Annotated in this window: 29 protein-coding genes; 20 read left to right on the top strand and 9 right to left on the bottom strand. The window is 66.3% G+C overall.

The window, feature by feature from the left end:
- The 5 genes from RMQ73_RS00475 to RMQ73_RS00495 all read right to left on the bottom strand — a co-directional run.
- Nucleotides 1-816, bottom strand: an 816-nt coding sequence (locus RMQ73_RS00475) for a phenylalanine--tRNA ligase subunit alpha (RefSeq protein ID WP_310495994.1), incomplete at its 3' end; no start/stop codon positions are given.
- A 108-nt stretch (nucleotides 817-924) separates the two neighbouring features.
- Nucleotides 925-1290 (bottom strand): 50S ribosomal protein L20, encoded by a 366-nt coding sequence (gene rplT / locus RMQ73_RS00480; protein ID WP_310495995.1) that lies wholly within the window; start codon nucleotides 1288-1290, stop codon nucleotides 925-927.
- A gap of 13 nt (nucleotides 1291-1303) precedes the next feature.
- Nucleotides 1304-1507, bottom strand: coding sequence for a 50S ribosomal protein L35 (rpmI, locus tag RMQ73_RS00485; RefSeq protein WP_310496021.1), 204 nt, complete (start codon nucleotides 1505-1507; stop codon nucleotides 1304-1306).
- Between the two features lie 144 nt (nucleotides 1508-1651).
- Nucleotides 1652-2185, bottom strand: a complete 534-nt coding sequence (locus RMQ73_RS00490) for a PEPxxWA-CTERM sorting domain-containing protein (RefSeq protein WP_310495996.1) — start codon at nucleotides 2183-2185, stop codon at nucleotides 1652-1654.
- A gap of 14 nt (nucleotides 2186-2199) precedes the next feature.
- The gene (locus tag RMQ73_RS00495; RefSeq protein ID WP_310495997.1) at nucleotides 2200-2379 is read right to left on the bottom strand and encodes a hypothetical protein; all 180 of its coding nucleotides are present in this window, start codon (nucleotides 2377-2379) and stop codon (nucleotides 2200-2202) included.
- Nucleotides 2380-2397: 18 nt separating this feature from the next.
- On the opposite strand from RMQ73_RS00495, the gene RMQ73_RS00500 reads away from it, so the two are divergent.
- Nucleotides 2398-2766 carry a VOC family protein gene (locus tag RMQ73_RS00500; protein ID WP_310495998.1) on the top strand — a complete coding sequence of 123 codons (369 nt, stop codon included), beginning with the start codon at nucleotides 2398-2400 and terminating at the stop codon, nucleotides 2764-2766.
- Between the two features lie 3 nt (nucleotides 2767-2769).
- Here the strand turns inward: RMQ73_RS00500 and RMQ73_RS00505 are convergent, their stop codons facing one another.
- Entirely contained in the window at nucleotides 2770-3381 is a 612-nt protein-coding gene (locus RMQ73_RS00505) for a YqgE/AlgH family protein (protein ID WP_310495999.1), read from the bottom strand.
- 87 nt (nucleotides 3382-3468) lie between these two features.
- Here RMQ73_RS00505 and RMQ73_RS00510 point away from each other — a divergent pair, with 87 nt between their 5' ends.
- The 5 genes from RMQ73_RS00510 (at nucleotide 3469) to RMQ73_RS00530 (ending at nucleotide 8260) form a co-directional block, all read left to right on the top strand.
- Nucleotides 3469-3954, top strand: a complete 486-nt coding sequence (locus RMQ73_RS00510) for a peroxiredoxin (protein WP_310496000.1) — start codon at nucleotides 3469-3471, stop codon at nucleotides 3952-3954.
- A 2-nt stretch (nucleotides 3955-3956) separates the two neighbouring features.
- Nucleotides 3957-6200 carry a molybdopterin cofactor-binding domain-containing protein gene (locus RMQ73_RS00515; protein ID WP_310496001.1) on the top strand — a complete coding sequence of 748 codons (2244 nt, stop codon included), beginning with the start codon at nucleotides 3957-3959 and terminating at the stop codon, nucleotides 6198-6200.
- Between the two features lies 1 nt (nucleotide 6201).
- A complete protein-coding gene (gene hemH, locus RMQ73_RS00520; protein ID WP_310496002.1) occupies nucleotides 6202-7227 on the top strand; it encodes a ferrochelatase in 1026 nt (341 codons plus the stop codon).
- 61 nt (nucleotides 7228-7288) lie between these two features.
- Nucleotides 7289-8011, top strand: a complete 723-nt coding sequence (gene phbB / locus RMQ73_RS00525) for an acetoacetyl-CoA reductase (RefSeq protein ID WP_310496003.1) — start codon at nucleotides 7289-7291, stop codon at nucleotides 8009-8011.
- 39 nt (nucleotides 8012-8050) lie between these two features.
- Nucleotides 8051-8260, top strand: coding sequence for a ribbon-helix-helix domain-containing protein (locus RMQ73_RS00530; protein WP_310496004.1), 210 nt, complete (start codon nucleotides 8051-8053; stop codon nucleotides 8258-8260).
- Between the two features lie 118 nt (nucleotides 8261-8378).
- Here the strand turns inward: RMQ73_RS00530 and RMQ73_RS00535 are convergent, their stop codons facing one another.
- The 3 genes from RMQ73_RS00535 to RMQ73_RS00545 all read right to left on the bottom strand — a co-directional run bounded on the left by RMQ73_RS00535 (nucleotide 8379) and on the right by RMQ73_RS00545 (nucleotide 11137).
- Nucleotides 8379-8585, bottom strand: coding sequence for a cold-shock protein (locus RMQ73_RS00535; RefSeq protein ID WP_310496005.1), 207 nt, complete (start codon nucleotides 8583-8585; stop codon nucleotides 8379-8381).
- Between the two features lie 177 nt (nucleotides 8586-8762).
- The gene (locus RMQ73_RS00540) at nucleotides 8763-9656 is read right to left on the bottom strand and encodes an SDR family oxidoreductase (protein WP_310496006.1); all 894 of its coding nucleotides are present in this window, start codon (nucleotides 9654-9656) and stop codon (nucleotides 8763-8765) included.
- A 77-nt stretch (nucleotides 9657-9733) separates the two neighbouring features.
- Nucleotides 9734-11137: an ABC transporter substrate-binding protein gene (locus tag RMQ73_RS00545; protein WP_310496007.1), complete on the bottom strand. Its 1404-nt coding sequence runs from the start codon at nucleotides 11135-11137 to the stop codon at nucleotides 9734-9736.
- A 107-nt stretch (nucleotides 11138-11244) separates the two neighbouring features.
- Between RMQ73_RS00545 and RMQ73_RS00550 the strand changes: the two genes are divergently transcribed.
- The 14 genes from RMQ73_RS00550 to RMQ73_RS00615 all read left to right on the top strand — a co-directional run.
- A complete protein-coding gene (locus RMQ73_RS00550) occupies nucleotides 11245-12270 on the top strand; it encodes a cysteine synthase A (protein ID WP_310496008.1) in 1026 nt (341 codons plus the stop codon).
- A gap of 53 nt (nucleotides 12271-12323) precedes the next feature.
- Complete coding sequence (locus RMQ73_RS00555) at nucleotides 12324-12620, top strand: hypothetical protein (RefSeq protein ID WP_310496009.1); 297 nt, start codon at nucleotides 12324-12326, stop codon at nucleotides 12618-12620.
- A 359-nt stretch (nucleotides 12621-12979) separates the two neighbouring features.
- A complete protein-coding gene (locus RMQ73_RS00560) occupies nucleotides 12980-13468 on the top strand; it encodes a hypothetical protein (RefSeq protein ID WP_310496010.1) in 489 nt (162 codons plus the stop codon).
- Nucleotides 13465-14430: a 16S rRNA (cytosine(1402)-N(4))-methyltransferase RsmH gene (rsmH, locus tag RMQ73_RS00565; protein ID WP_310496011.1), complete on the top strand. Its 966-nt coding sequence runs from the start codon at nucleotides 13465-13467 to the stop codon at nucleotides 14428-14430. The genes RMQ73_RS00560 and rsmH overlap by 4 nt, the downstream gene beginning before the upstream one ends.
- Nucleotides 14427-14942 carry a hypothetical protein gene (locus RMQ73_RS00570; RefSeq protein ID WP_310496012.1) on the top strand — a complete coding sequence of 172 codons (516 nt, stop codon included), beginning with the start codon at nucleotides 14427-14429 and terminating at the stop codon, nucleotides 14940-14942. Before rsmH ends, RMQ73_RS00570 begins: the two co-directional genes overlap by 4 nt.
- 2 nt (nucleotides 14943-14944) lie before the next feature.
- Entirely contained in the window at nucleotides 14945-16672 is a 1728-nt protein-coding gene (locus tag RMQ73_RS00575) for a penicillin-binding protein 2 (protein WP_310496013.1), read from the top strand.
- A 3-nt stretch (nucleotides 16673-16675) separates the two neighbouring features.
- Nucleotides 16676-18163, top strand: coding sequence for a UDP-N-acetylmuramoyl-L-alanyl-D-glutamate--2,6-diaminopimelate ligase (locus tag RMQ73_RS00580; protein WP_409049811.1), 1488 nt, complete (start codon nucleotides 16676-16678; stop codon nucleotides 18161-18163).
- Nucleotides 18160-19560, top strand: a complete 1401-nt coding sequence (gene murF, locus RMQ73_RS00585) for a UDP-N-acetylmuramoyl-tripeptide--D-alanyl-D-alanine ligase (RefSeq protein ID WP_310496014.1) — start codon at nucleotides 18160-18162, stop codon at nucleotides 19558-19560. Before RMQ73_RS00580 ends, murF begins: the two co-directional genes overlap by 4 nt.
- Complete coding sequence (gene mraY / locus RMQ73_RS00590) at nucleotides 19557-20630, top strand: phospho-N-acetylmuramoyl-pentapeptide-transferase (RefSeq protein ID WP_310496015.1); 1074 nt, start codon at nucleotides 19557-19559, stop codon at nucleotides 20628-20630. Before murF ends, mraY begins: the two co-directional genes overlap by 4 nt.
- On the top strand, nucleotides 20627-21919 hold the full coding sequence (gene murD / locus RMQ73_RS00595) for a UDP-N-acetylmuramoyl-L-alanine--D-glutamate ligase (protein ID WP_310496016.1): 1293 nt from the start codon (nucleotides 20627-20629) through the stop codon (nucleotides 21917-21919). The genes mraY and murD overlap by 4 nt, the downstream gene beginning before the upstream one ends.
- Complete coding sequence (locus RMQ73_RS00600; protein WP_310496017.1) at nucleotides 21919-23100, top strand: putative peptidoglycan glycosyltransferase FtsW; 1182 nt, start codon at nucleotides 21919-21921, stop codon at nucleotides 23098-23100. The genes murD and RMQ73_RS00600 overlap by 1 nt, the downstream gene beginning before the upstream one ends.
- Nucleotides 23097-24188: an undecaprenyldiphospho-muramoylpentapeptide beta-N-acetylglucosaminyltransferase gene (gene murG / locus RMQ73_RS00605; RefSeq protein ID WP_310496018.1), complete on the top strand. Its 1092-nt coding sequence runs from the start codon at nucleotides 23097-23099 to the stop codon at nucleotides 24186-24188. Before RMQ73_RS00600 ends, murG begins: the two co-directional genes overlap by 4 nt.
- Nucleotides 24185-25618: a UDP-N-acetylmuramate--L-alanine ligase gene (gene murC / locus RMQ73_RS00610; RefSeq protein ID WP_310496019.1), complete on the top strand. Its 1434-nt coding sequence runs from the start codon at nucleotides 24185-24187 to the stop codon at nucleotides 25616-25618. Before murG ends, murC begins: the two co-directional genes overlap by 4 nt.
- On the top strand, nucleotides 25615-26205 hold a 591-nt coding region (locus tag RMQ73_RS00615; RefSeq protein ID WP_310496020.1), incomplete at its 3' end, for an FAD-binding protein. The genes murC and RMQ73_RS00615, both read left to right, overlap by 4 nt.

Raw genomic sequence — 26205 nt, forward strand, 5'->3', positions numbered from 1 at the left:
GCCGACGTCGACTTCCACTGACGGTTCGGTGAACGGGAAGTAGGACGGGCGGAAGCGCAGCACGACGTCGTCGACCTCGAAGAACGCCTTGATGAAGGTCTCCAGCGTCCAGCGCAGATTGGCCAGCGTCGCGCGCCCCGAGGCTATGGTATCGATGACCAGCCCTTCGATCTGGTGGAACATCGGCGTGTGCGTGGCATCGCTGTCGCTGCGATACACCCGGCCCGGCGCAATGATGCGGATCGGCGGCTTTTGCGACATCATCGTGCGAATCTGCACCGGCGATGTGTGCGTGCGCAGCACCAGCTTGCCGCCGCCCGGCGGCGATTGGGCCATGTAGAATGTATCGTGCATCGCCCGCGCCGGATGGGTTTCGGGAATATTGAGCGCGCTGAAATTGTGCCAGTCGTCCTCGATTTCAGGGCCGGTCGCGACGGCAAAACCCATATCGGCAAAGATCTCTGCCAGCTCGTCCATCACCTGGGAAACAGGATGGATGCTGCCGGCCAGCACGGGCCTTGCCGGCAAGGTCATGTCCTGCCGCTCGGCAATCAGCCGCGCATTCAGCACGGCGGCATCCAGCGCCGCCTTGCGGGCCGCCAGCGAGGCGCCAACGGTTTCACGCAGGCCGATGATCAGCGGGCCTTGGCTCTGGCGCTGCTCCGGCGACATGCCGCCCAGCGTCTTGAGCAGCAGCGTCACCTGGCCCTGCTTGCCCAGCGCAGCGACGCGCACGGCCTCAAGCGCGCCGGGACTGTCCGCAGCGGCAATGGCGGCCAGCAATTCGGCCTGAAGCGTGGGAATATCGGTGCTCATAGGCGCGGGGTCTACCGGGGGACGGAGGAAATGGCAAAGGGGCGCGGCGATCATCTCGCCGCGCCCCGTTGGCCGCCTGGTGTTGGTCGTCTGAACTATCCGGGTCGCTTACGCGGCCTTGGCGTCCAGCACGCCCTTCACCTGGGCGGCGATGGCGGCAAAGCTTGCCGGCTCGTTCATGGCGATATCGGCCATGACCTTGCGGTCCAGCACGATCCCGGCCAGCTTCACGCCGTGCATGAACTGGCTGTAGGTCATGCCGGCTTCACGCACAGCGGCGTTGATACGCTGGATCCACAGGGCGCGGAAATTGCGCTTGTTCACCTTACGATCGCGATAGGCGTACTGGCCGGCCTTTTCGACGGCCTGACGCGCGATGCGGATGGTGTTCTTGCGGCGGCCGTAATAGCCCTTGGCCTGTTCCAGAATGCGCTTGTGCTTGGCGCGGGTGGTTACACCTCTTTTGACACGCATGGTCTATGCTCCCTTACTTCAGGCCATACGGCGCCCAGGCATGCACCCGGGCGGTATCGGCTTCGGCGAGCACGGTCGTGCCGCGATTCTGGCGGATGTACTTGGCATTGTGGCTGATCAAACGGTGGCGCTTGCCAGCGACACCATGCTTGATCTTGCCGGACGCGGTGATCTTGAAGCGCTTCTTCACACCGCTCTTGGTCTTGAGCTTGGGCATTTCGGTCTCCTTATAAAGACGCATCATAAACGGCCATGGCAGCCCTATTCGCCAGGCAGTCCGGTCATGCGAGGTGCGGCCTATAACGAAGCACCGGCGATGGGGCAACCCCCACCGCCGGTGCACATTTCGTCAGACCTTGGTTCAGGCGGCGAGCGCAGCCTTGCGGCGGCGCATCGCGGCACCGACCAGACCAAAGCCGGCGATCAGCATCGTCCATGCCGCAGGCTCGGGAACCGCGCCACCCGAGCCATCGCGAACAACCCAGGTTTCGATGTTGGGATTGCCGACATATTGGCTACCGGGCAGGTTAAAGATCGCGCCGATCGTGCCATCGCCGTAATCGCACCTGGTGAACACTGTGCCGAACCACGGGGCTGCGCAGGCAAAGTTGCCGTCCTGGTTGCCGCCGGGGACCAGGAAATCAGCAGGAGCCGGAGCATTGGCGAAATCCGCTGCCAGCGCGACGCGCCAGCCCTGGGTGCCCTGATAGCTCAGATCGATGGCGCCGCAGGTCTGGCCATTGCCATAGCCGGGCCCGGGAGCGCAGGGATTGGCCCAAGCCCAGTCACGCCCACCAAAACTTATGAAGGCATTGGCCGGAACCGGCGCATTGATGGCGGCAGCAGCCGGGCTGGCAGCGGCGATTGCGAGCGCAGCAGCTAGAAATAAACGCATTGTTAACCCCCTGTTTATACACGATTGAACTGGTATTTGACTTGCAAAGATCGTGCCAATGACACGGTTCGTGCCATTTCAGGTGCTTGGTGAAAAACGCCTTCCAAAAGTGTAAAGCCCACCGACAGTTGCGAGATGCCGGCAGAAATCACTGCTGCCCCTTGCGAATCATTTTTGTTCTTTTTATGTTCCATCTTCAGAGGAGAAGCATCATGATTGGATACGTCATGCTCGGCACCAACGACTTGCCGCGTGCCGCACTGTTCTACGACGCCATCGCCGCCGAACTGGGCGTGGGGCGCATGATGGAGTTTGAAAACAGCATTGCCTGGGGCGCTCCCGGCGGTGCAGCGGGCGTTGCCGTGGGCAAGCCCTGGGACGGGCAGCCCGCCAGCGTCGGCAATGGCGTGATGGTGGCCCTTGAAGCAAGGGACCATGCCCAGGTCGGCCGCATCCATGCGCTGGCGCTTTCGCTCGGCGGCAGCTGCGAAGGGCCGCCGGGGCCGCGCGGCGAAGGCTATTATGCCGGCTATTTCCGCGACCCCGATGGCAACAAGCTGAACGCCTTTGTGATGGGCTGAGCCTCAGGCCCGGCCGGCTGTCGCGCTCAACTGGCCAACGGCAATGCCAAGCTGGCCATAGGCGCGCGCCCAGCGTTCCGACACCGGCGCCGCAAATACCAGTTCGGGGTCACCGGGCGCGGCCAGCCAGCCATGCCGGGTCATCTCGCCGTCAAGCTGCCCGGCGCTCCAGCCGGTATAGCCCAAGGTCGCCAACCAGCGGCGCGGGCCTTTTCCGGCGGCGATGTCCTTCAGCACATCCTGAGTCGCCGTCAGCGCCCATGCCGGGCCAGCACTGCCGCTGCCAGCCGGAGCACCGCCGCCGCTGACCAATATCGTGCTCTGCCCTTCATAATCGGGGCTGTGCAGCACAAAGCCGCGCCCCGGCTCGACCGGCCCGCCCAGCATCACCGGCGCATCGATGGGGGTCACGCCGGGGTCGATATCCAGCTGCATCATCAAATCGCGCAGCGTCAGGTCGGGCAGCGGCTGGTTGACGATCAGGCCCAGCGCGCCTTCGTTGTCATGCAGGCACATGGCAATCACCACCCGCTCGAACCGCGCATCACCCATGCCGGGCATCGACAGCAGCAGCTGGCCCGACAGAAATGGCGCATTTGTCACAGCTTTTGTCATGCTTCTGATATAGCGCGATGCTGGACTGGGTCCAAGCACATCGCTACGCGGGTGCAGTATCAATCCCTGTGGAAAAGGATTCTCGTTATGACGATCAAGGTCGGCGACGCAGTTCCCGTAACGACCCTCATCAAGGCAACGTCCGATGGCCCGGCGCCGGTAACCACCGCCGAACTGTTCGGCGGCCGCACTGTCGCGCTATTCTCGGTGCCGGGCGCCTTCACGCCGACCTGCTCGGCCAAGCATCTGCCGGGCTTTGTCGACAACGCCGCAGCCATGGCCGCCCACGGCGTCGATGAAATCGTCTGCGTGTCGGTCAACGACGCCTTTGTCATGGCCGCCTGGGGCAAGTCCGCCGGCGCCGATGGCAAGGTAACGATGATTGCCGACGGCAACGGTGATTTTTCCGCCGCGCTCGGCCTGACATTCGATGGCTCGAAATTCGGCATGGGCGTGCGCGGACAGCGTTTTTCGATGCTGGTCAAGGACGGCATCGTCACCAAGCTGAACATCGAGGACCCCGGCGCGTTCGGCGTGTCGTCCGCCGAGCATCTGATGGCACAATTGGGCTGATCTTGAAGCCTGACGCCGTTCTCGCTGCCGCCGCCAAGGGTCTGACCCGCCGCAATCTGCTGATTGCGGCGGGTGCCGGCACGGGTCTGGCCATCGGCTGGGCGGTATGGCCGCGCCGGCGCGCACTCAACTGGACGGCGGCCAAGGGCGAGCAGGTCATCAACGCGTTCCTGAAAATCGGCGCCGATGGCCGGGTCGTGGTGGCTGTGCCGCAAGCCGAAATGGGCCAGGGCATCTGGTCGGGCCTCGCCCAGATCGCCGCCGACGAACTGGGCGCTGACTGGCGCGCCGTGTCGGTCGAACCGGCGCCGCTTGGCCCGCAATATGCCAATCACGGCATGGCCGCTGACGCATTGGCCGGCATGGCACCGGCCATGCAGGCCATCGCCGGCGCTGTTTCGACGCGGCTGATCGAATATTTCGACTTCCAGATTACTGGTGGCAGCACATCGGTGCGCGGCTTCGAAGCGCCGTTGCGCAGCGCCGCTGCTGCTGCGCGCGAAATGCTGTGCCGCGCCGCCGCCCGGCGCTGGGATGTCGACTGGCAGGAATGCGACACCGTCTCAAGCCATGTCGTCTACAAGGCCAATCGCATTGCCTTCGCCGCCATCGCCGCCGATGCCGCTGCGCAGGACGCGCCTGACACGCCGACGCTGCGCACCAAGCGCACGCTTGCCGGCCTGCCGGTGCTGCGGCTGGATATTCCGTCCAAGACCGATGGCTCGGCGCGCTTCGGCATCGACGTGCGCCTGCCGGGGCTGTTGTTTGCCGCCATCGCCCAAGGCCCGATCGGCGGCATCCGCGCTGCCACCGACCGCAAGCGATTGCCGCCGGGTGTGCGGCTGGTGGAAATGCCCGATTTCGTCGCCGTCGTGGCACCGGGCTGGTGGCAGGCGAAATCGGCGCTGGATGCGCTGGACCTGCAATGGAAGCCCGGCAAGAACGCGCCGGGGCCATGGTTGCAGGCCGCCGTCAAGGGCGCGTTGCAAGCCAAGGACGGCAGCGCGTTCGGCCCCGCCGGCCGCATCGGCACTGTTGCGCACGAGGCCGGCGATGTCGGCACAGCGATGGCCGGCGGCAAGGTGATCACCGCCGATTACTCCCTGCCGTTCCTTGCCCATGCCTGCCTCGAACCGATGACGGCGACCGCGCGCATTTCCGACGGACGCGCCGAAATCTGGGCGCCGACGCAATCGGCCAGCCTTGTGAACTGGGCCGTCGCCCGCGCGCTGGACATGGCCGAAGGCGATGTGGCCGTGTTCCCGACGCTGCTCGGCGGCGGCTTTGGCCGCAAGGTCGAAACCGATGCCTGTGTGCAGGCCGCGCTCATCGCCCGCGAGGTCGGCCAGCCGGTGCAACTGATCTGGAGCCGCGAGGAAGACCAGTCGCATGACATGTACCGGCCCGCCGTGGCGGCGCGGCTGCACGGCAAGGCCGGGCCACGCGGCATCACCGCCTGGAACGCTGCCGTGGCTGTGCCCGATGTCGGCGCCGGCTTTACCGGGCGCAACATGCCGGCGCTGCCGTCGTCCCCTGCCGAAGGCGGCGGCGCCATCGAAGGCGCGGTACCGCCCTATGCCATTGCCGATCTGCGCGTCGCCCATTGCCTGGCCGATTGCACGGCGCCGCTCGGCTTCTGGCGATCGGTTGGCCACAGCTTCACCGGGTTTGTCGTCGAATGTTTTGTCGATGAACTCGCCCATGCCGCCGGTGCCGATCCCGGCGCATTCCGCCTTGCGATGCTGGCCGGCAAGCCGCGTCATGCCGCCGTGCTGCGCGCCGCGCTGGCGGCGGGTGGGCCATTGGGCCAGGTGCAGCCGGGGCTGGGGCGCGGCGTGGCGCTGGTCGAATCCTTTGGCAGCATCGTGGCCCAGGTCGCCGAAGTGCTGGTCGAGGGCGGGCGCCCGCGCGTCACCCGCGTCTGGGCGGCCATTGACTGCGGCCGCGTCATCAACCCCGACAGCGTGCGCGCGCAAATCGAAGGCGGCATCGTCTATGGGTTGACCGCTGCCCTGCATGGCGGCATCGATTTTGCCGGCGGCGCCGTGGCCCAGACCAATTTCGATTCCTATCCGCTGCTGACGATGGCGGATTGTCCGATAATCGAAACCATCATCATGCCGTCAAACGAGGCTCCCGGCGGCGTCGGCGAACCCGGCACGCCGCCGATTGCACCTGCCGTTGCCAATGCCCTGTTCGCGGCCACGAATGTGCGTTTCCGCGACCTGCCGCTGATCAAGGCCTGAGATGACGCAACCGCTTGTCCTGCCGCCGTCCGCGCTGCCTGCCGATCATCCGCCGGTCCGCAGCGGACGCGTGGGTGTGCTGCTGGTCAACCTCGGTTCCCCCGATGCGCCCGACGTGCCGGCGGTCAAACGCTTTCTGGGCGAGTTCCTGTCCGATCCGCGTGTCATCGAAATCCCTCAGATCATCTGGCGGCCGATCTTGAACCTGATCATCCTCAACATCCGCCCGCGCACCACTGCGGCCAATTATGCCAAGGTATGGATGGACGGCGGCTCGCCAATCACCGTCTATACCCGCCGCCAGGCCGAGGCACTGGCCGGGCAGTTCGGCAGCCGCGTGACGGTCGATTGGGCGATGCGCTACGGCACGCGCTCCATCCCCGAGCGGCTAGCGGCGTTGATGAAGGCCGGCTGTGACCGCATCCTGCTGGCGCCGCTGTATCCGCAATATTCGGCCGCCACCAACGCCACTGTCGTCGATGCCGCAAACCGCGCGCTGGCCGATATGCGCTGGCAGCCGGCGCTGCGCACCCTGCCGCCCTATTTCGACAATCCCGACCATATCGCTGCCCTGGCGCAGAACATCCGCGAGGGCCTGTCCGGGCTGGATTTCACGCCGGACGTGATCGTTACCAGCTTTCACGGCATGCCGCTGCGCACGCTCGAGGCCGGCGACCCCTATCATTGCCATTGCCAGAAAACCGGCAGGCTGCTTGCCGAGGCGCTGGGCCTGCCGGTGCGCGTGACTTTCCAGTCGCGCTTTGGCCGGGCCGAATGGCTGAAACCCTATACCGACGACACGCTGCTGGCGCTGCCGAACGAAGGCGTGAAGAAGATCGCCGTCGTCTCGCCTGGCTTTGCTGCCGACTGCCTCGAAACACTTGAGGAAGTGGCGATGGAAGGCCGCGACGAGTTCCTCGAGGCTGGCGGCACGCATTTTGCCTATCTGCCCTGCCTAAACGACAGCGCGGTCGGCATCGCCATGCTGCGGACCTTACTTGCGCGTGAACTTGCCGGCTGGCTGTAACCGCGCTTAATGTGGTCTTGCGTCCGGATCATATCGGGCCGGCATCTATGGGGAACGACATATGGCACGGGTTGCGATCGTAACGGGCGGCACACGCGGCATTGGCGAGGCGATCAGCCTTGCCCTCACTGACCTGGGAATCACGGTTGCTGCCAATTATGGCGGATCGGACGAAAACGCCCGCGCCTTCACCGAGCGCACCGGCATCAAGAGCTACAAGTGGAATGTCGCCGACCATCAGGCCTGTCTTGACGGCGTGGCGCAAGTGGAGGCCGAACTTGGCCCCGTCGATATCGTCGTCAACAACGCCGGCATCACCCGCGACGGCACGCTGATGAAGATGAGCTACGAGGCCTGGGACGAGGTGATCCGCGTCAATCTGGGCGGCTGCTTCAACATGGCCAAGGCGACGTTCACCGGCATGAAATCGCGCGGCTTTGGCCGCATCGTCAATATCGGCAGCATCAACGGCCAGGCCGGCCAATATGGCCAGGTCAATTATGCCGCCGCCAAGTCGGGCATCCATGGCTTCACCAAGGCACTGGCGCAGGAAGGCGCGCGTTTCGGCATCACCGTCAACGCCATCGCGCCGGGATATATCGATACCGACATGGTCGCCGCCGTGCCGCCCGAAGTGCTGGAAAAGATCGTCGCCAAGATCCCTGCCGGCCGACTTGGCCAAGCCAGTGAAATCGCCCGCGGCGTCGCGTTCCTTGTAGGCGAGAACTCCGGCTTTGTCACCGGATCGACGCTGAGCATCAACGGCGGCCAGCACATGTATTGAACTTCACCTCTCCCGCCTGCGGGAGAGGGAAGCCATGGCATGACCGTCAAGCATTCCATCACCATCGCCGGCCATGCCACGTCGCTGACGCTGGAGCCGGTGTTCTGGGACGCGCTGCACCGCGCGGCAACGCAGGACGGGCGCGCGCTGGCGCAGGTCGTCGCGGAAATCGACGAGGCGCGCACGACCAACCTGTCAAGCGCGGTGCGGGTGTGGCTGATGGAGCGGGCGCTGGCCCGGCAAGGGTAACGCCGGCTGCCAAAAGCGCCGGTCGCAGCTGCAAAAAACAACCCCCGCGCAGGATGTCCTGCGCGGGGGTGATTTTGTTTACTGCGGGTTACCCGGAAACCGGGTGGCCCAACTGCGTTCAAACAACGCGCAGGTTGACGGCCGAGTTGCGGCCACGGCGGTCGGCTTCGACTTCGAAGCTGACGCGCTGTTCCTTTTCGAGCGTCGACAGGCCGGCGGCTTCAACCGCAGAGATGTGGACGAAGCTGTCGGGGCTGCCGTCTTCGGGAGCGATAAAGCCATAACCCTTGTCGGCATTGAAGAATTTGACGGTACCAATCGGCATGATGAACTTCCTTTTTTGAGATTGAGGGTATCCGGACGGCCGAAGTGGACCGCCAGGCCCCCGAGAAAAGGAAGCCAGCGCGAAAGCGTCAAAATCCATTGCAGGGGAGGGTCGAACGCGTCTTGAACACTATTTTTACGCAATAGTCAACGATACTGCCCCTCAGGAGGCGCGGTATCAAGCTGAACGCTCGGACCGGTCCTTGGCATTCGTCGCCTGGATGGCGCCCTTGATCATGTCCCAGTCGCTGCGATCCAGTGCCGACAGGCTGTTGAAATTGCCATTCGACGCCAGCCATTGCCCGCCATCGATGGGGATGATCGCGCCGGTCAGATATTCGCAGCCCGGCGACATCAGGAACACTGCAAGGTTGTTCAGTTCCTCGTGCTCGCCCATGCGGCCCATCGGGATGCCGCTGGCGCCGGTGCCAGCGCCGGTTTTTTTCATCAAGGGCTCGGGCATCAGCCGTTCCCACGCGCCCTTGGTGGGGAACGGCCCCGGCGCAATGGCGTTGGCGCGGATGCCCTTTGGCCCCCATTCCTGCGCCAGGCTTTGCGTCATTGCCGTCACGCCGGCCTTGGACATGGCGGACGGCACGGTGAACGGCCCGCCGGTCCACACCCAGGTGGTGACGATGGACAGGATATTGCCTTTCAGCCCCTGTTCGATCCAGCGGCGGCCGGCGGCGACGGTCGTGTTGAACGTGCCGTGCGCAACAATGGACGCAATGGCGTTGAAGGCGTTGGGCGACAGATCCTCGGTAGGCGAGATGAAATTGCCCGCCGCATTGTTGACCAGACCCGTCAGCGGGCCTGCGTCGAAGATCGTCTGCATGGCCTCGTCGATGGCGCCGCCGTTCCTGATATCCACGGCCATGGCGGTGACCTTGCCTCCCGTTGCAGCGGCGATTTGCGCCGCTGTGTCATCGAGCACGCCGCCGCGTCGGCCCCAGATCACCACTTCGGCGCCCAGCGCCGAAAAGGCGCCGGCCATGGATTTGCCAAGGCCGGTGCCGCCGCCAGTCACGAGGATCTTCTGGCCCTGCATCAGGCCGGGTGCAAACATGGTCATTGTTGAGATGTCCTTGAAGGTGTGATGGCGCAGGATGGGCGGCGGCGACTGCGCTGGCTATTGGCGAAAAACAGGGGTTATCGTGCCGGGCTGCGCGTCAGCCGGCCGAGCGGGTGGACGCCGGCGGCATTGGGAGTCCAGCCTTCGACACCGCGCGCCACCAGCGACCAGCGCAGCGGCGTCAGCAGCGGCAGCAGCGGCGGCGCCTGCATATAGGCGGCTTCGGCCGCAGCAAGTCCGGCCGCCCGGCTCGCAGGCGTGGTTGCCGCCAGCGCCGCCGCCAGCAGCCGGTCGGCGCCGGCCATACAGGCGCCGCCGTTTTGACATCGCAGTGGCAGCAGCAAGGCCGCAGGATCGGCAACCGCGCTGCTGCGGTCGGTGACGACCAGGTCATGCGGGCCACGCCGCAGCGCCTGCGTCCGCGCCTTGGTATCACCCTGCGCCACGATCAACCGCACGCCCAGCCCCTCCCAGCCGGCTGCCACTGTTTCGGCGATCTGCCGATGTTCCAGCCCCGGCGGCAGCAGCAGGCGCAAGATCAGGGGGCGCGCCGGATCATGACCCGCCGCTGCCATCAACGTGCGCGCCCGATCCAGCCGCTGTGCCATCGGCAAGGCGCGCCAGTCGCCGGCTGCGGGCGCGGGGCCAGGCGCAAGCTGTTCCAGCGGCTGCATCAGCGCGATGCCAAAGCGGTCGGCCAGCGCCGCGCGGTCGATTGCCATGGCCAGCGCCAGCCGCACATCGCCATTGCCCAGCGGCCCGCGCCGACCGGTCACGGCATAGCCATAGACGCCGCGCGGCGTTTCCAGCCGCAGCGCGCCGCCCTGACCGACCGACCGCGCCGCAAACAGCCCGGTCAACCCTTCGCCGATCACGACATCGCTTTCGCGGCGGGTAAAGCCGGCAGCCGCTGCGGCCGGGTCGGTGCTGCGGACCAGAGTAATTTGCGCGGGCAGGGCATCGGGCAGCGCGCTGTCGCTGCTGCGGGTCAAGGTGGTGACTCCGTCAAGCGATTCGGCGGCATAAGGCCCGGGAAAGGCCGGGCCGCGCCGGCGCATCACCATCAATTCCGGCTCGGCCAGCCAGTCGAGCAGCCAAGGCGAGATCGCCTCGGTGCGCAGTTCGAGCACGCGTGCAGTAGGCGCACGCACGGCATCGGCGCGGCCCAGGGCGGCGGCGGCAAGCGTCGGCCGCACCGCGGTGCGGCGCAGGCTGGCGACAATATCGGCGGCGGTCAGGTCGCGTCCCTGGGGCCAGCGCGCCGGCCGAATGCGCAGGATGAGGCTACTGCCTTCGTCCAGGAATCGCCAGCTGGACGCGGCGCCGGGGACCAGTGCGCCGGTGCCATCGCGCATGACCAGCGTGACGGTGCTGGCGCCGGACACCAGTTCATCCGCCAACGGTCCATCGCCGACAATAGTGACCGCCATCCGATTGTCGGCAGCGCCGCCGCAACTGGCCAGCAGTAACGCCGCGAGCATTACGCGGGCTGGAGAGGAAATGGCCATAAAGCCATCCTAGTCTTTCTATGGCACCGAAAACCAGAGGCTGCTTGCCGGCAGATGCGCCGAGCGATAATCCTGATGGCATGAACCACAGCCTCAACCATGCGGATGCGCCCGTGCCCGACGTCCTATCGCTGATCGGCAACACGCCGCTGATCCGCCTCAAGGGGCCAAGCGCCGACAGCGGATCGGCGATTTTCGGCAAGGCGGAATTCCTCAATCCCGGCGGCAGCGTCAAGGACCGGGCCGCGCTGGCAATCATCATGGACGCCGAAGAGCGTGGATTGCTGCTGCCCGGCGGCACCATCGTCGAGGGCACGGCGGGCAACACCGGCATCGGCCTGGCGGTGGTCGCGGCGGCGCGCGGCTACCGCACCATCATCGTCATGCCCGAAACCCAGAGTCGGGAAAAAATGGACACGCTGCGGGCATTGGGCGCGCAACTGGTGCTGGTACCGGCGGCGCCCTATGCCAACCCCGGCCATTATGTGCACACCTCGCGGCGGCTGGCCGAGGAAACGCCGGGCGCCGTCTGGGCCAACCAGTTCGACAATGTCGCCAACCGGCTGGCGCATATCCGCACCACGGCGCCGGAAATCTGGGCGCAGACCGGCGGCGCGGTGACCGGCTTTACGTGCGCGGCGGGCACTGGCGGCACGCTTGCCGGCGTGGCGCTGGGGCTGCGGGCGGAAAATCCCGGTGTCACCATTGCGCTGACCGACCCGGAAGGCGCCGCCCTGTACAATTATTTCGCCTGCGGGGAATTGCGCGGCGAAGGGTCGAGCGTATCAGAAGGCATCGGCCAATCGCGCATCACCGGCAATCTGGATGGGCTGCAAGTCGATGCCCAGTTCCGCATCAGCGATGCCGAAGGGATGCACTGGGTGCGCCGCCTGAATGCCGAGGAGGGCCTGTGCCTGGGGCTGTCATCGGGCATAAACGTCGCTGGCGCAGTGCGGCTGGCGCAGCAGATGGGGCCGGGCCAGACCATCGTCACCATCCTGTGCGATTCAGGGTTGCGTTATCTTTCAACGATTTACAATGCCGAATGGCTGGCTGCCAAGGGCCTGGCCCGACCCGCACTCGACAGCGGCGCCTTGCCCGCCTAACTTGTCCCGCCTGCCCGGCAAGCGCCTGAGGCAGACCGATCGGGCCGAGGATCATGAAACCGTTCAGACAGGCAGTCGCTGCCGAAGATGGGCTTGGCGGGGTTTCCCCGTCAGCAGCACCCGCTGATGCGGGCGGGCCAGCACTGCCCGTGCCGGCCGCCAAGGGCGCAGACCGGCTGCGCTGGGGCCTGACCGGACTGGCTGCCATTTTCCTCGTCGTGCTCCTTGCGGCTGCGTGGCTGCGGCCGGTCGGGCCCGGCAACACGGGCCAACCGCAAGGGGATTCGCTGGCCAATCTGGGCGTTGCTCCCGGTGCTGCACCTTCTGCGCCGGGACCGGCTGCGCCCTGATCTCGCACGATACGGGCGCAGATGCCCATTTTGGGCATCGCATCCCATACAGTCCCATCAATACGCCATCAATATGATGCTCACAGCTTTATCCACAGGCAGTCTTGACGTATTAGAACCAGGATCAAAACCAGAACGGAGTAAGTTTTCGGCTGTTTCGACCATGGATATCCCCATCAATCCGTCATAATTCCCAGTCAATCCCATTGAGGCCCAGTTAATCCCATGGTAGACCGTTCTCCACAAGAGAATCGGGGTAGGTTTTTCATGGTGTGTTGAATCGGGTGCGCCGAATGCGTCGGCCAGTCATTCAATGCCCTGCCCCGGACGCTCAAGGGACGACGCTCAAGGGACACCGGGTGAGCCAGGATTTCTATCAGGGCTATGGATTGGCCGCGATCGACGCGAAGAGCCGGCTGCTGATTCCAGCCGGCTATCGCGACTGTGCGGTTGCCCGTTCCGGCACGCGCGACATTCTGGTCGGCATCGGCCACGGCGCCGATTGCCTGATGGCCTATGACCGCAGCCATGCCGCCCGGCTGATGGCCGATTTCAAGACCCGCGTTGGCGCCAGCACCGACCGCGCCGTCTATGACGAGGCTGCGTTCCTGTTCGGCTCCGCCCAGGCGCTGGCGCTGGATGGCGGTGGCCGCATCGTGCTGCCGGCCGTGCTCAAGGATGTGGGCGAACTGCACACCCATGTCTGGTTCGTCGGCAGCTTCGACTGGTTCGAGATCTGGAATCCCTGGGCCTATATGGCGCGGCCGCAGACCCATCCGGGCCAGGTGCGGCTGGTCAAGTCCGAATTGGCGGCGCGCGGGCTTCCCCTTCAGGAGCCGGCGGCATGACCGCGCTGCACGTTCCCGTCCTGCTGGACGAAGTCATGGCGGCGCTGTCGTTGATGCCCGGCGACCTGTATGTCGATGCCACATTGGGGGCCGGCGGCTATTTTCGCCGCGCCCGCGAATTCGGCCTTGGTCATGCCTATGGTTTTGACCGGGATCCGGACGCCATTGCGCTGAATGCCGACCTTGCCGGGCTGGACGATGTGACGCTGATCCAGCGGCCCTTTGCCGAAATGGCAGACGCGCTGGCGGAAATGGGCGTTAGCGCCGTCGATGCCATCGTCGCCGACATCGGTGTATCGTCGATGCAGATCGATGATCCGGCGCGCGGGTTTTCGTTTCAGGGCGATGGCCCCATCGACATGCGCATGAGCCAGTCGGGCATGAGCGCCGGCGATTTCCTGAATTCGGCCACCGAAGCCGAAATTGCCGATGTGCTGTACAATCTGGGCGACGAAACGGGTTCGCGCCGCATTGCCCGCGCGATCGTTGCCGACCGGCCGCTGCATCGCACGTCCGAACTGGCGCGGCTGATCCGGTCGGTGCTGGGGCCGCAGCCGGGCGGCAAGGACCCCTCGACGCGCAGTTTCCAGGCGCTGCGCATCCATGTGAACGATGAACTGGGCCAGCTCGATGCCGGGCTGCTTGCCGCCGAGCGCCTGCTGAAACCCGGTGGCCGGCTGGCAGTAGTCAGTTTTCATTCTGCCGAGGACCGGCGGGTGAAGGCATTCCTGCGCGACCGTTCCGGCAGTGCGCCTGCTAGCTCGCGGCACCAGCCGCTGGCGGCGCCGGCGCGCAGTCCCAGTTTCCAGCGCCCGGCCAAGGCGGTGCGGGCGTGCGTCGCCGAAATCGCCCGCAATCCGCGCTCACGCAGCGCGACGCTGCGCGCGGCCGTGCGCACTTCGGCGCCGGCCTGGAGTTCTGCTGTCTCACAAGCTGCTGCCAAAAAGGGACACCGCGCATGAGGAGCATGTTGGCAACCGGATTGATGCTGCTCGCCACCGGCGTCGTGATGGCCGGCAGCTATACCGTCAATCTCAAGGCGTCATCGGAGCGGGCGGCGGTGACGCGCCTGCGCCTTGCGCTGGTCGATGATGCCAGCCGCATCCGCGAGCTTGAGGCCGAGCTGCGCACCCGCGCCCGGCTGCCGGAAATGCAGCGCTGGAACGACATGGTGCTGCACATGGCGGCGCCGCAATCGGTGCAATTCCTGCACTCGCCGGTGCAGCTGGCCAGCTATGCCGCCCAGCCGAATGCCCCGCAGGCGGGCGGTGTTCCGTCGCTGCGTTATGCCGTGACAGGCGCCGATGGCCAGGCGCTGCCCGCACCCATTGGCGACGCGCCGCAGACTATCGCCTATGCGGCGCCTGCGGAAGCCGAGGCTGGCGTGATAAAGGCAGCTTTTGCAGCGCCGGTTGCAAACGCGCTTGCGCCGGCTGCGGGCACGCCTGCGCCGTCTGTGGCAGACCCGCAATAGAAATGGCAAGCATCGCCCCCCCTCTACCGGGTGTGCTGCCCGGCGACACCTCGGGGAGGGCGCCGCTGCCTGGCCAGCTGGCTGCGGCACGGACCATGGCCCGCCAGCGGCTGGCGCTGCTGCTGCTGTTGTTTCTGGCGGTGCCGATGATGTTGCTGGCGCGACTGACCGAGCTGGCGGTGTTCGAGGAATTGCCCGAGGCCGACCGCAGCTTCGCGAGCGCAGCGCCGCCGCGCGCCGATATCGTGGACCGCAATGGCGTCGAATTGGCGCGCACCTTCGAGGCCTATGCCGTCACCGTCGAGCCGCGGCGGCTGACATCCGATCCGCGCGTGCTGGCCACGCGCATTGCCGCCATCCTCACGGGCAAGAGCGCGGACGAAATCTACGCCGAGCTGACGCATCGCGGCCAGTTCCGTTACATTTCGCGCCGCGTGCTGCCCGGCGAGGCCAAGCGCATCAACGATCTGGGCGAGCCGGCGATCTATCTGCGCCGCGAGGCCGAGCGGCTGTATCCCAACATCAACCTGGCCAGCCATGTGCTCGGCTACAGCAGCGACCAGGGCAAGGGCATGGTCGGCATGGAAAAGGCGTTCGACGCCCGGCTGTCGGCGCCCGAAACGCGGGGGCAGCCGCTGGCGCTCTCGATCGATGTGCGCGTCCAGCAGGCGCTGGAACATGAAATGCGGGCGCTGATGGTCGACCAGAGCGCGCAGGGTGCCGCCGGCGTCGTGCTGGATGTCAACACCGGCGAAGTGCTGGCGATGACGTCGCTGCCCGATTTCAACCCGAACAAGCCGGGCGGCAGCGATGATGCCAGCCGGTACAACAAGGTGACGTTCGGCGGCTATGAGCTCGGCTCGACCTTCAAGGCGCTGACCATTGCGTCTGCACTGGATGCCGGCACCATCACGTCGATGACGAAGCAATATGATGCAACCGCGCCGATCATGATGGCCGGTTTCCGCATCCGCGACGACCACGCCAAGAACCGCTGGTTGACCGTGCCCGAAGTGTTCATCCATTCGTCCAACATCGGCACGGCGCGCATCGCCATGGAAGTCGGCCGGGAACGCCAGCGCGACATGCTGGACAAGCTGGGTTTCTTCAAGCCGGTGGAAATCGAACTGCCCGAACGCGCCCGGCCCTTGTTCCCGCCGCTGTCGAACTGGGGCCAGCTGGCGACCATGACCATTTCCTATGGGCATGGCATTTCGGTGACGCCGCTGCACCTGGCAAATGCCTATGCTACCTTGGTCAATGGCGGCTTGTACCGGGCGCCGACCCTGCTGCGCCGCGGACCCGCCGATGTGCCGGCCGGGCGCCGGGTGTTTTCGCAAAGAACATCGCAGACCATCCGCGAATTGCTGCGCCTAGTCGTCACCAACGGCACCGGCAGAAAAGCCAACGCCATGGGATACCGCGTCGGCGGCAAGACCGGCACGGCGGAAAAGGTCGGCGGCGGGCGGTACATGCGCGGTGCCAACGTCACCACCTTTGCCGCGGCGTTTCCGATGGATGCCCCGCGCTATGTGCTGGTCGCCATGGTCGATGATCCGCGCGGTTCAAAGGCCACATATGGTTTCCGCACCGCCGGCATGGTGGTGGCGCCCGCGGTTGCCAACATCATCCAGCGCATCGGGCCCATATTGGGCGTGGCGCCGGATTCGAGCCGTGACCTCGATGTGTCCGGGCTGGTGGCGGACACCACCGAACCAGTGAAGGAATAGCGGGTGCGGCTGGGGGCATTGTTGGGGCATCCGGTGCCGGGCGGCAACGCAGCCCTCAGCGGCGTGCCAGACGGCAACGCAGCCCTCAGCGGCGTGCCAGACGGCAACGCACAGGTCACCGGCTTTGCCATCGACCATCGCAAGGTGGCGCCCGGCACGATCTTTGGTGCCTTTGCCGGCACGCGTTTCAATGGCGAGGATTTCATACCCGCTGCGATTGCTGCCGGTGCCATTGCCGTGGTGACGCGCACCGGCGTGACGGTGGACGGCGCGCTGGCCATCCATGCCGACGAACCGCGTGCACGGTTTGCCTCGCTGGCAGCGGCGTTTTTCGGGCCATTTCCAGCCACCACGGTGGCGGTGACCGGCACCAACGGCAAGACATCGACAGCGGAACTGACGCGGCAATTGTGGCGGCTGGCCGGGCATGTCGCGGCCAGCATCGGCACGCTGGGCGTCACCACCGCGAACGAGCAGTTATCCACCGGGCTGACGACGCCCGATGTCGTGACGTTCCTTGCCAACATGGCCGGCTTGCAGCGCGAGGGCGTCACGCATGCCAGTTTCGAGGCATCGAGCCACGGGCTTGACCAGTATCGCACCGAGGGCCTGCCCGTGCGGGCGGCGGGGTTCACCAACCTGTCGCGCGACCATCTGGATTACCATGGCACGATGGAGGCGTATTTCGCCGCCAAGCTGCGGCTGTTCACCGATGTGGTGGACGCCGATGGCACGGCAGTGGTCTGGGCCGATGACGGCGACTGGTCGGCGCGCGTGATGGCAGCGGCAGGTGCGCGCGGCGTGGCAGTGATGAGCGTGGGTGCGGCGGGCGAGACGCTCAAGCTGATGTCGCGCACCCCCACCACCTTGGGCCAGACGCTGGAAATTGCCCATGATGGCCGGGTCCACACCGTGCAACTGCCGCTGATCGGCGCCTATCAGGCGGCCAATGCACTGGTGGCGGCGGGTCTGGTGATTGCCACTGGCGGCGATGCGACGACGACATTCCAGCATCTGGCCCGCGTGCAGGGCGTGCGCGGCCGCCTGGAGCGCGCGGTCATCGCTCGCAGCGGCGCGGCGGTTTATGTCGATTATGCCCATACCCCCGATGCGCTGGAGGCCGCGATTGCGGCGCTGCGGCCGCATGCGCGGGGCAAACTGATCCTGGTGTTCGGTGCTGGCGGCGACCGAGACCAGGGAAAACGCCCCTTGATGGGGCAAAGTGCCGTCCGCCATGCCGACCATGTGATTGTCACTGACGACAATCCGCGCAGCGAAGACCCGGCTGCCATCCGCGAAGCAATCCTCGGCGCCGCACCCGGCGCCCAGGACATTGCGGATCGCCGCCAGGCCATTGCTGCTGGCATCGCACATGCGGGTCCTGACGATATCGTCCTGATTGCTGGCAAGGGCCATGAACAGGGGCAGATCGTCGGGACCCAAGTGCTGCCGTTCGATGATGTGACCGTGGCGCGGGAATGCGCCGCATGACCCCGCTGTGGACATCTGCCGACATTGCCGCTGCGACCGGCGGCGCCGTTTTTGGCGATTTTTCCGCCTCGGGCGTGACGTTCGATTCGCGTGAGGTCATCGGCGGTGAAGTGTTCGTGGCGCTGACCGGCGAGGCTACCGATGGCCACCGATTTGCCGCGCAGGCGGCAGCGCGCGGCGCAGCGGGAATGCTGGTCAGCGAGACTGTCGATGGCCCGCATGTGCGGGTTGCCGACACGATGGCGGCGCTGACGGCGCTGGCGGCGGCGGCGCGGGATCGCAGCCCGGCAAAGCGGATCGGCGTCACCGGGTCGGTGGGCAAGACCGGCACCAAGGAGGCGCTGAAGGCGGCGCTGACGCGGTTCGCACCCGACGCCGTGCATGCGTCGGTGAAAAGTTACAACAACCATACCGGCGTGCCGCTGTCGCTGGCGCGGATGCCGGCAGACACGCGTTTCGGTGTGTTCGAGATGGGCATGAACCATGCTGGCGAGTTGCCGGCGCTGACGGCGCTGGTGAAGCCCGATGTGGCCGTGGTGACATGGGTGGCGTCGGCTCATAGGGAGTTTTTTGCCTCCGAGGCCGATATCGCCGATGCCAAGGCGGAGATTTTTTCCGGGCTTCCGCCCGGCGGCACCGCCATCATCCCGCATGACAATATCCATGCCGCACGGCTGCGCGCCGCCGCGCAGGCGTGCGGGGCGAACATCGTGTCGTTCGGCATGACGCCGGGCGCCGATGTCATGGCCGAAAGTTTTGCGCTGCATCCCGATTGCTCGTGCGTCACGGCGCGGCTGGGTGACGAGAAACTCACCTTCAAGGTCGGCATGGCCGGGCGGCATTGGGTCGGCAATGCGCTGGCTGTGCTGGCTGCGGTCAAGGCGGTGGGCGGCGATCTGGCGCTGGCGGGGCTGGCGCTGGCCGATCTGAACGATCTGGCCGGCAGGGGCCGCCGTTTGCGGGTTGCGGCCGGGTCGGGTCAGGCGATCGTCATCGATGAAAGCTATAATGCCAATCCCGCCAGCATGGCCGCAAGCCTGGCGGTGCTGGGCGATGTCGTGCCGGCGCGTGGTGGCCGGCGGCTGGCGCTGCTGGGCGGCATGAAGGAACTGGGCGACCTGTCGGACGGATTTCATGCCGATCTGGCGCCGGCGATGATTGCCGCAAAGGTGACCGTCGCCGTGCTGGTCGGGCCGGAGATGAAGCCGCTGGTGGCGTCGCTGGGCCGGCAGATAGATGTGCGCCATGTCGGCGATGCGGCGGCAGCACAGCGCGAGGTGGACCGGCTGCTGCTGGCGGATGACGTGCTGCTCATCAAGGGCTCGAACAGTATCGGGCTGGGCGGTGTCGTTGCGGCGCTTGCCAGCCGAAATGCCGGGAGCGGGGACACGCCATGATCAAGCTGATCGCCGAATTTGCCGGGTTCGAAGGCGTGCTCAACCTGGCGCGCTACATCACGTTTCGCGCCATCGGCGCCATGGTCACGGCGCTGGTCATCGCGCTGCTGATCGGCCCGCGGTTCATCACCATGCTGCGGTCCAAGCAGGGCAAGGGCCAGCCGATCCGCGAGGACGGCCCGGCCAGCCACCTGCTGACCAAAAAGGGCACGCCGACCATGGGCGGGCTGATGATCCTCATCGCCTTCACCGCCTCGACGCTGCTGTGGATGGACGTGACCAACGGCTTTGTCTGGGCGGCGCTGTTCGTGACGCTGGGTTTCGGCGCCATCGGGTTCATGGATGATTATGACAAGGTGACCAAGCAGAGCCATGCGGGCGTGTCGGGGCGGGTCCGCCTGATGTTGGAATTCCTCATTGCCGGGCTGGCCTGCACCTGGATCGCCAGCCGCACCGGCACGACGCTGTATTTGCCGTTCCTCAAGGATTTCGGCCTGCCGCTGGGCATGTTCTATATCGCATTTGCCGCCTTTATCGTCACCGGTTTCGGCAATGCCGTGAACCTTACCGATGGCCTGGACGGGCTGGCGACCATGCCGGTCATCATCGCGGTGGCGACCTTTGCCATAATCGCCTATCTTGCCGGCAACATTCGCTTTTCCGACTATCTTGGCATCCATCATGTGCCAGGGTCCGGCGAACTTGCGGTATTCTGCGCCGCCCTGATCGGGGCGTGCCTGGGGTTCCTTTGGTATAATGCGCCGCCGGCTGCGGTGTTCATGGGCGACACCGGCAGCCTGGCGCTGGGCGGCGCGCTGGGCACCATCGCGGTCATCACCAACCATGAACTGGTGCTGCTGGTGGTCGGCGGGCTGTTCGTGCTGGAAACCGTCAGTGTCATCATCCAGGTCGCCAGTTTCAAGATGACTGGCAAGCGCGTGTTCCGCATGGCGCCGCTGCATCATCATTACGAGAAAAAGGGCTGGGCGGAATCGACCGTGGTCATCCGTTTCTGGATCGTGTCGATCGTGCTGGCGCTGGCGGGCCTTGCCACATTGAAGCTGCGGTGATCACGGCGCGAGCCTTTGCCGGCAAGACGTTCGGGGTCTTTGGCCTTGCGCGGTCGGGGCGGGCGTGTGTCGCGGCGCTGCGGGCGTCTGGCGCCCACACGCTGAACTGGGATGACGGCGAACAGGCGCGCGATGCGTTCGTGGCCGATATCGGCGCCGATGTGACCGACCTGCACAGCGCCGACTTGTCCGGGCTGGCGGCCATGGTCGTCTCGCCCGGCGTGCCGCACAGCGCGCCGCTGTTCCAGCGCGCGTTGGCTGCCGGCGTGCCGGTCATCGGCGATATCGAACTGTTTGCGCAGGCGCGGGCAGAATTGCCGGCGCATTCGGTAGTGGGCATCACCGGCACCAACGGCAAATCGACGACGACGGCGCTGGTGCATCACCTGCTGGTGGCCGCCGGGCGCCCGGCGCAGATGGGCGGCAATATCGGCCTGCCGATCATGGCGCAGGACGCGCTGCCAGCCGGCGGCTGCTATGTGCTCGAACTGTCGTCCTATCAGCTCGACATCACCATGACCCTGGCCTGTGACGTTGCCGTGCTGCTCAATATCACGCCCGATCATCTGGAACGTCACGGCACGCTGGCGGCCTATGCGGCGGCCAAGGCGCGGCTGTTTGCCATGCAGGCACCGGGCGGCACCGCCATCATGAACCGCGCGGCGGCACGGGCGCACAATCTGGCGGGCGCGCCGGGAACGGACCTGCGCTTCATCGAGGACGTGGTATTGGCGGGGCAGGCCGACTGGCCCGCCTTGCAAGGCCCGCACAATCTGGAAAACGCCCGCGCGGCTGTCGCTGCGGTGCGCGCGCTGGGGTTGGGCGAAGCCGAAATTGCCGCCGGCCTTGCCAGCTATCCGGGCCTTGCCCACCGCATGGAGCGGCTGGGGGTGAAGCGCGGCCTGTTGTGGATCAATGATTCCAAGGCCACCAACGCCGACAGCGCCGCCCCTGCCCTGTCCGCCTATGCCGGCACGCACTGGATCGCCGGTGGCCGGCCCAAGCTGGACGCCGCCGGCCATGCCGATCTCACGGCCGCGCTGCCGCATCTGGGCGGCGTCAAGGCCGCCTATCTGATCGGCGAAGCCGCGCCGGCCTTTGCGCAGATGCTGGCGCCGCTGCTGCCGGTCACCGTATCGGGCACTTTGGGACAGGCGGTGACCGATGTGCTGGCGGCGGCCGCGCCCGGCGACACGGTGCTGCTGTCGCCCGCGTGTGCCAGTTTTGATCAATTTTCGGATTTCGAGGCGCGCGGCGATGCCTTTCGCGCTGCTGTGGAGGCGCTCTGATGGCCAGCCGTCCCTGGACCCCGGCGGCGTTTTCGCGCGGAGACCGATCGCCCTTTGGCCGCTGGTTCTGGACCATCGACAAGGGGCTGCTGCTGCTGGTCATCGCGCTGATGGTCGTCGGCATCATCGCTGTGGCGGCGGCATCACCGGCGGCGGCGCGGCGGCTGTCGGGCACCAATTTCCGCTATGATGATCTGTATTTCTTCAAGCGCCAGATCGTCTGGGTGCTGATCGGCGCGCCGTTGATGCTGGGTGTGTCGATGCTTTCGGTAGGCAATGCCAAGCGGCTGGCGCTGGTCGGCACGCTGGGCGCGCTGGTGCTCATGGCGGTGGTGCCATTCATGGGCGGCGATGCCAATGGCGCGGCGCGCTGGATCGAACTGCCGGGGTTCAAATTGCAGCCTTCGGAGTTTTTCAAGCCGTGTTTCATCGTCACCACGGCCTGGCTGCTGTCGTTCCGGTTCGAAGACCGCACGCTGCCGGTACTGCAATTGAGCTTCATGACGCTGTGTCTGGGCGGCGGGCTGCTGGTGCTGCAACCCGATTTCGGCCAAACGGTGCTGATCGCCATGGTGTGGCTGGTGCAGGCGATGCTGGCTGGCATGTCGATGCAGATCGTCGGCATATTGGCGGCAATCGGGGTTGCCGGGCTGGGCCTAGCCTATCTGACGTTCGATCACTTTGCGCTGCGGATCGACAAGTTTTTGACCGGCGGCGGTGACACCTACCAGATCGACCGGGCGCTGGACTGTTTCCGTTCGGGCGGGCTGCTCGGCACCGGGCCGGGCGATGGCACCCGCAAGTTCCGCCTGCCCGAGGCGCAGACCGACTATATCTTTTCGGTGATCGGCGAGGAATTCGGCATGATCGCCTGTCTGATGGTCGCCGGCTTGTTCATCGGCATCGTCGTGCGCGCCTTTCTGCTGGCGCTGGATGAAGATGATCCGTTCGTTTTTCTGGCGGCATCGGGCCTGGCGACGCAGTTCGGCGCGCAGGCGTCGATCAACATGATGGTCAATCTGAAACTGCTGCCGTCCAAGGGCATGACCCTGCCGTTCATCAGCCATGGCGGGTCGTCGTTCCTCGCCTGCGCGCTGGGTATGGGGCTGCTGATGGCGTTCACGCGGCGCAACCCGTTCCTCAAGTCCAGCCCCTATGTCGAACGCTGGCGGGCCGGATGATGGGAACATATGTCCTGTGTGCCGGCGGTACCGGCGGGCACATGGTGCCGGCGCATTGCCTGGCGCTGGCGCTGACGGCGCGCGGACACGATGTGCATCTGGTCACCGATGAACGCGGCCTGCGGTTTCCCGGCTTGCTGGAAGGCGTGCCGCGCACGGTTGTGAACGCGGCTTCGACGGGGCGGTCCGGGCTGATGGCGGCGCCGCGCGTGGCTTGGGCGGTGTGGCAGGGGCGCGGCCAGGCGGCGGCGCTGTACCGGACATTACGGCCCAGCGCGGTCATCGGCTTTGGCGGCTATCCGTCGTTGCCGGGGCTGCTGGGGGCGCTGCAACTGGGCCTGCCGACGCTGGTGCATGAACAAAACGCCGTGCTGGGGCGAACCAACCGCCTGCTGGCGCGGCCGGCACGGGCGATTGCCACATCATGGCACAAGGTGCGCCGCGTGGCGCCGTCGCTGCTGGCCAAAGTGCATCTGACCGGCAACCCGGTGCGGCCGCAAGTGCTGGCCGCGCGCGATGCGGTGTTCGATGCGGGCGCGGCGCGGCTGAAGATACTGGTGACCGGCGGCAGCCAGGGTGCCGCGATCTTGAACACCGTTGTGCCGGCGGCGCTGGCGCTGCTGGCGCCGGACTTGCGGGCGCGGCTGGATGTGACGCATCAGGGCCGCGACAGCGATGCGCCGGTCATGCACGCGGCCTATGCCGCTGCCGGCATCACGGCGCGGATTGCTGCCTATTTCCCTGATCTGCCGGGGGAAATGGCCGGCGCGCATCTGGTCATCGCACGCAGCGGCGCCTCCACGGTTGCCGAACTGGCGGTGATGGGGCGGCCAGCGATATTGGTGCCGCTGCCGATCGCCACGGATGACCATCAATATGACAATGCGCTGGCGCTGGCGGATGCCGGCGGCGCGATTGTGCTGCGCCAGAATCAATTCACCCCATCGCGGCTGGCGCAGGCCTTGACGGACTGGCTGGCGGACCCGAAAGCACTCGGCATTGCCGCCGCAGGCGCACGCAGCACCGGGTTTCCGGATGCTGCCGAAGCGTTGGCAGATCTTGTCATTGCCACCGGACACGCCTCATGATGACCCCAGCCTCCCCTTTGCGCCCCGGTTTTCGCACCGATATCGGTGTCATTCATTTCGTCGGCATCGGCGGCATCGGCATGTCGGGCATTGCCGAGGTGATGGCCAATCTGGGCTTTGATGTGCAGGGCAGCGACGCCGCCGAAGGCTATGTCGTGGAGGGCCTGCGCGCCAAGGGCATCAGGGTGTTCATCGGCCAGAGCGCCGAAAATGTGGCAAATGCCGCCGTGCTGGTGACATCGACTGCGATTCTGGCCGACAACCCCGAGGTTGTCGCCGCCCGCGCCCGCCGCGTGCCGATCGTGCGCCGCGCCGAAATGCTGGCCGAACTGATGCGGCTCAAAAGCTGCGTCGCGGTCGCCGGCACCCACGGCAAGACGACGACGACATCAATGGTGGCGGCGCTGCTGGATGCCGGCGGCATCGACCCGACCGTCATCAACGGCGGCATCATCAACACCTATGGGTCAAACGCCCGGCTGGGCGACGGCGAATGGATGGTCGTCGAGGCCGACGAAAGCGACGGCAGTTTCCTGCGGCTGGGCGGCACGTTCGGCATCGTCACCAATATCGACCCGGAACATCTCGATCACTGGGGCGATTTTGCCGCCGTGCGCGAGGGGTTTCGGCAGTTCGTCAACCATGTGCCGTTCTACGGCGCCGGCATCCTGTGCATCGACCACCCCGAAGTGCAGGCGCTGATCCCCAAGGTCGGCGACCGCCGCATCGTCACCTATGGCTTTGCCGCCACCGCCGATGTGCGCGGCGAAAATGTCGTGGCCGTGCCGGGCGGCAACCGGTTCGACGTGGCCGTGCGGGCGCGTGACGGGTCCGTGCGGCGCATCGAGGGCCTGATGCTGCCGATGCCGGGGCGGCACAATGTCCAGAACGCGCTGTCGGCGGTGGCGGTGGCGCTGGAACTGCACATCGGCGACGAGGCGATCCGCAGCGGCTTTGCGCGCTTTGGCGGCGTCAAGCGGCGGTTTACCAAGGTGGGCGAAGTGGACGGCGCGGTCATCATCGATGACTATGGCCATCATCCCGTCGAAATCCGCGCCGTGCTGGCCGCTGCGCGCGAAAGCGGAACCGGCAGGGTATTGGCTGTGGTGCAGCCGCATCGCTTTACCCGGCTGCGCGATTTGATGGGCGAGTTTCAGGCCGCGTGCAACGACGCCGATGTCGTGTATGTGGCGCCGGTCTATGCCGCCGGCGAAACGCCGATTCCGGGTGTCGATGCCGCTGCGCTGGCGCAAGGCCTGGTGGCCGCCGGGCATCGCAGCGCCGTGACGGTGGCGAGCGCCGACGATCTGGCGGCGATGCTGGCGATCGAGGTTCGGCCGGGCGATACCGTGGTGTGCCTTGGCGCCGGCGACATCACCAAATGGGCGGCCGGGCTGGCGGAAGCTGTTGCCGCGGTGCGGGCAAGATGATGGCGCTGGCGCTTCCCAAGGTGCGCGGCCGGTTGACGCCGCAGGCGCCGCTGGCACCGCTTGTCTGGTTCAAATCGGGCGGCGCGGCCGATTTTCTGTTCGAGCCATGGGACGCGGACGATCTGTCGGCGTGTCTGTCGGCGCTGCCGCGCCAGGTGCCGGTGATGGCGCTGGGGCTGGGCAGCAACCTGATCGTGCGCGACGGCGGCGTGCCGGGCGTGGTCGTGCGGCTGGGCAAGGCCTTTGGCAAGGTGACGGCGCAAAAGACGGAGGCAGGCGGTAACACGCTGGTGTGCGGCGGCGGCGCGTCGGGCATTGCGGTGTCGTCGGCGGCGCGCGATGCCGGGCTGGCGGGGCTGGAGTTCCTGCGCGGCATTCCTGGCACGGTCGGCGGCTTTGTGCGGATGAACGGCGGCGCCTATGGCCGCGAGGTTGGCGATGTGTTGGTCGAATGCGCGGTCATGGACAGGCAGGGCCGCATGTCCACCATGCCTGCTGCCGCGCTCGAATATTCCTATCGGCATTCCAGCCTGCCCGACGGCGCCATCGTGGTGTCGGCCACACTGCGCGGCACACCCGGTGACAAG

Source organism: Sandarakinorhabdus sp. (assembly GCF_031430775.1).
In the GTDB taxonomy this organism is placed as follows: domain Bacteria; phylum Pseudomonadota; class Alphaproteobacteria; order Sphingomonadales; family Sphingomonadaceae; genus Sandarakinorhabdus.

Bases quoted from the DNA above. Each gene is read 5' to 3' on its own strand.
- rplT (WP_310495995.1), bottom strand. From the start codon at position 1,290: ATGCGTGTCAAAAGAGGTGTAACCACCCGCGCCAAGCACAAGCGCATT.
- rpmI (WP_310496021.1), bottom strand. From the start codon at position 1,507: ATGCCCAAGCTCAAGACCAAGAGCGGTGTGAAGAAGCGCTTCAAGATC.
- RMQ73_RS00490 (WP_310495996.1), bottom strand. From the start codon at position 2,185: ATGCGTTTATTTCTAGCTGCTGCGCTCGCAATCGCCGCTGCCAGCCCG.
- RMQ73_RS00495 (WP_310495997.1), bottom strand. From the start codon at position 2,379: ATGGAACATAAAAAGAACAAAAATGATTCGCAAGGGGCAGCAGTGATT.
- RMQ73_RS00500 (WP_310495998.1), top strand. From the start codon at position 2,398: ATGATTGGATACGTCATGCTCGGCACCAACGACTTGCCGCGTGCCGCA.
- RMQ73_RS00505 (WP_310495999.1), bottom strand. From the start codon at position 3,381: ATGACAAAAGCTGTGACAAATGCGCCATTTCTGTCGGGCCAGCTGCTG.
- RMQ73_RS00510 (WP_310496000.1), top strand. From the start codon at position 3,469: ATGACGATCAAGGTCGGCGACGCAGTTCCCGTAACGACCCTCATCAAG.
- hemH (WP_310496002.1), top strand. From the start codon at position 6,202: ATGACGCAACCGCTTGTCCTGCCGCCGTCCGCGCTGCCTGCCGATCAT.
- phbB (WP_310496003.1), top strand. From the start codon at position 7,289: ATGGCACGGGTTGCGATCGTAACGGGCGGCACACGCGGCATTGGCGAG.
- RMQ73_RS00530 (WP_310496004.1), top strand. From the start codon at position 8,051: ATGACCGTCAAGCATTCCATCACCATCGCCGGCCATGCCACGTCGCTG.
- RMQ73_RS00535 (WP_310496005.1), bottom strand. From the start codon at position 8,585: ATGCCGATTGGTACCGTCAAATTCTTCAATGCCGACAAGGGTTATGGC.
- RMQ73_RS00540 (WP_310496006.1), bottom strand. From the start codon at position 9,656: ATGACCATGTTTGCACCCGGCCTGATGCAGGGCCAGAAGATCCTCGTG.
- RMQ73_RS00545 (WP_310496007.1), bottom strand. From the start codon at position 11,137: ATGCTCGCGGCGTTACTGCTGGCCAGTTGCGGCGGCGCTGCCGACAAT.
- RMQ73_RS00550 (WP_310496008.1), top strand. From the start codon at position 11,245: ATGAACCACAGCCTCAACCATGCGGATGCGCCCGTGCCCGACGTCCTA.
- RMQ73_RS00555 (WP_310496009.1), top strand. From the start codon at position 12,324: ATGAAACCGTTCAGACAGGCAGTCGCTGCCGAAGATGGGCTTGGCGGG.
- rsmH (WP_310496011.1), top strand. From the start codon at position 13,465: ATGACCGCGCTGCACGTTCCCGTCCTGCTGGACGAAGTCATGGCGGCG.
- RMQ73_RS00570 (WP_310496012.1), top strand. From the start codon at position 14,427: ATGAGGAGCATGTTGGCAACCGGATTGATGCTGCTCGCCACCGGCGTC.
- RMQ73_RS00575 (WP_310496013.1), top strand. From the start codon at position 14,945: ATGGCAAGCATCGCCCCCCCTCTACCGGGTGTGCTGCCCGGCGACACC.
- murF (WP_310496014.1), top strand. From the start codon at position 18,160: ATGACCCCGCTGTGGACATCTGCCGACATTGCCGCTGCGACCGGCGGC.
- mraY (WP_310496015.1), top strand. From the start codon at position 19,557: ATGATCAAGCTGATCGCCGAATTTGCCGGGTTCGAAGGCGTGCTCAAC.
- RMQ73_RS00600 (WP_310496017.1), top strand. From the start codon at position 21,919: ATGGCCAGCCGTCCCTGGACCCCGGCGGCGTTTTCGCGCGGAGACCGA.
- murG (WP_310496018.1), top strand. From the start codon at position 23,097: ATGATGGGAACATATGTCCTGTGTGCCGGCGGTACCGGCGGGCACATG.
- murC (WP_310496019.1), top strand. From the start codon at position 24,185: ATGATGACCCCAGCCTCCCCTTTGCGCCCCGGTTTTCGCACCGATATC.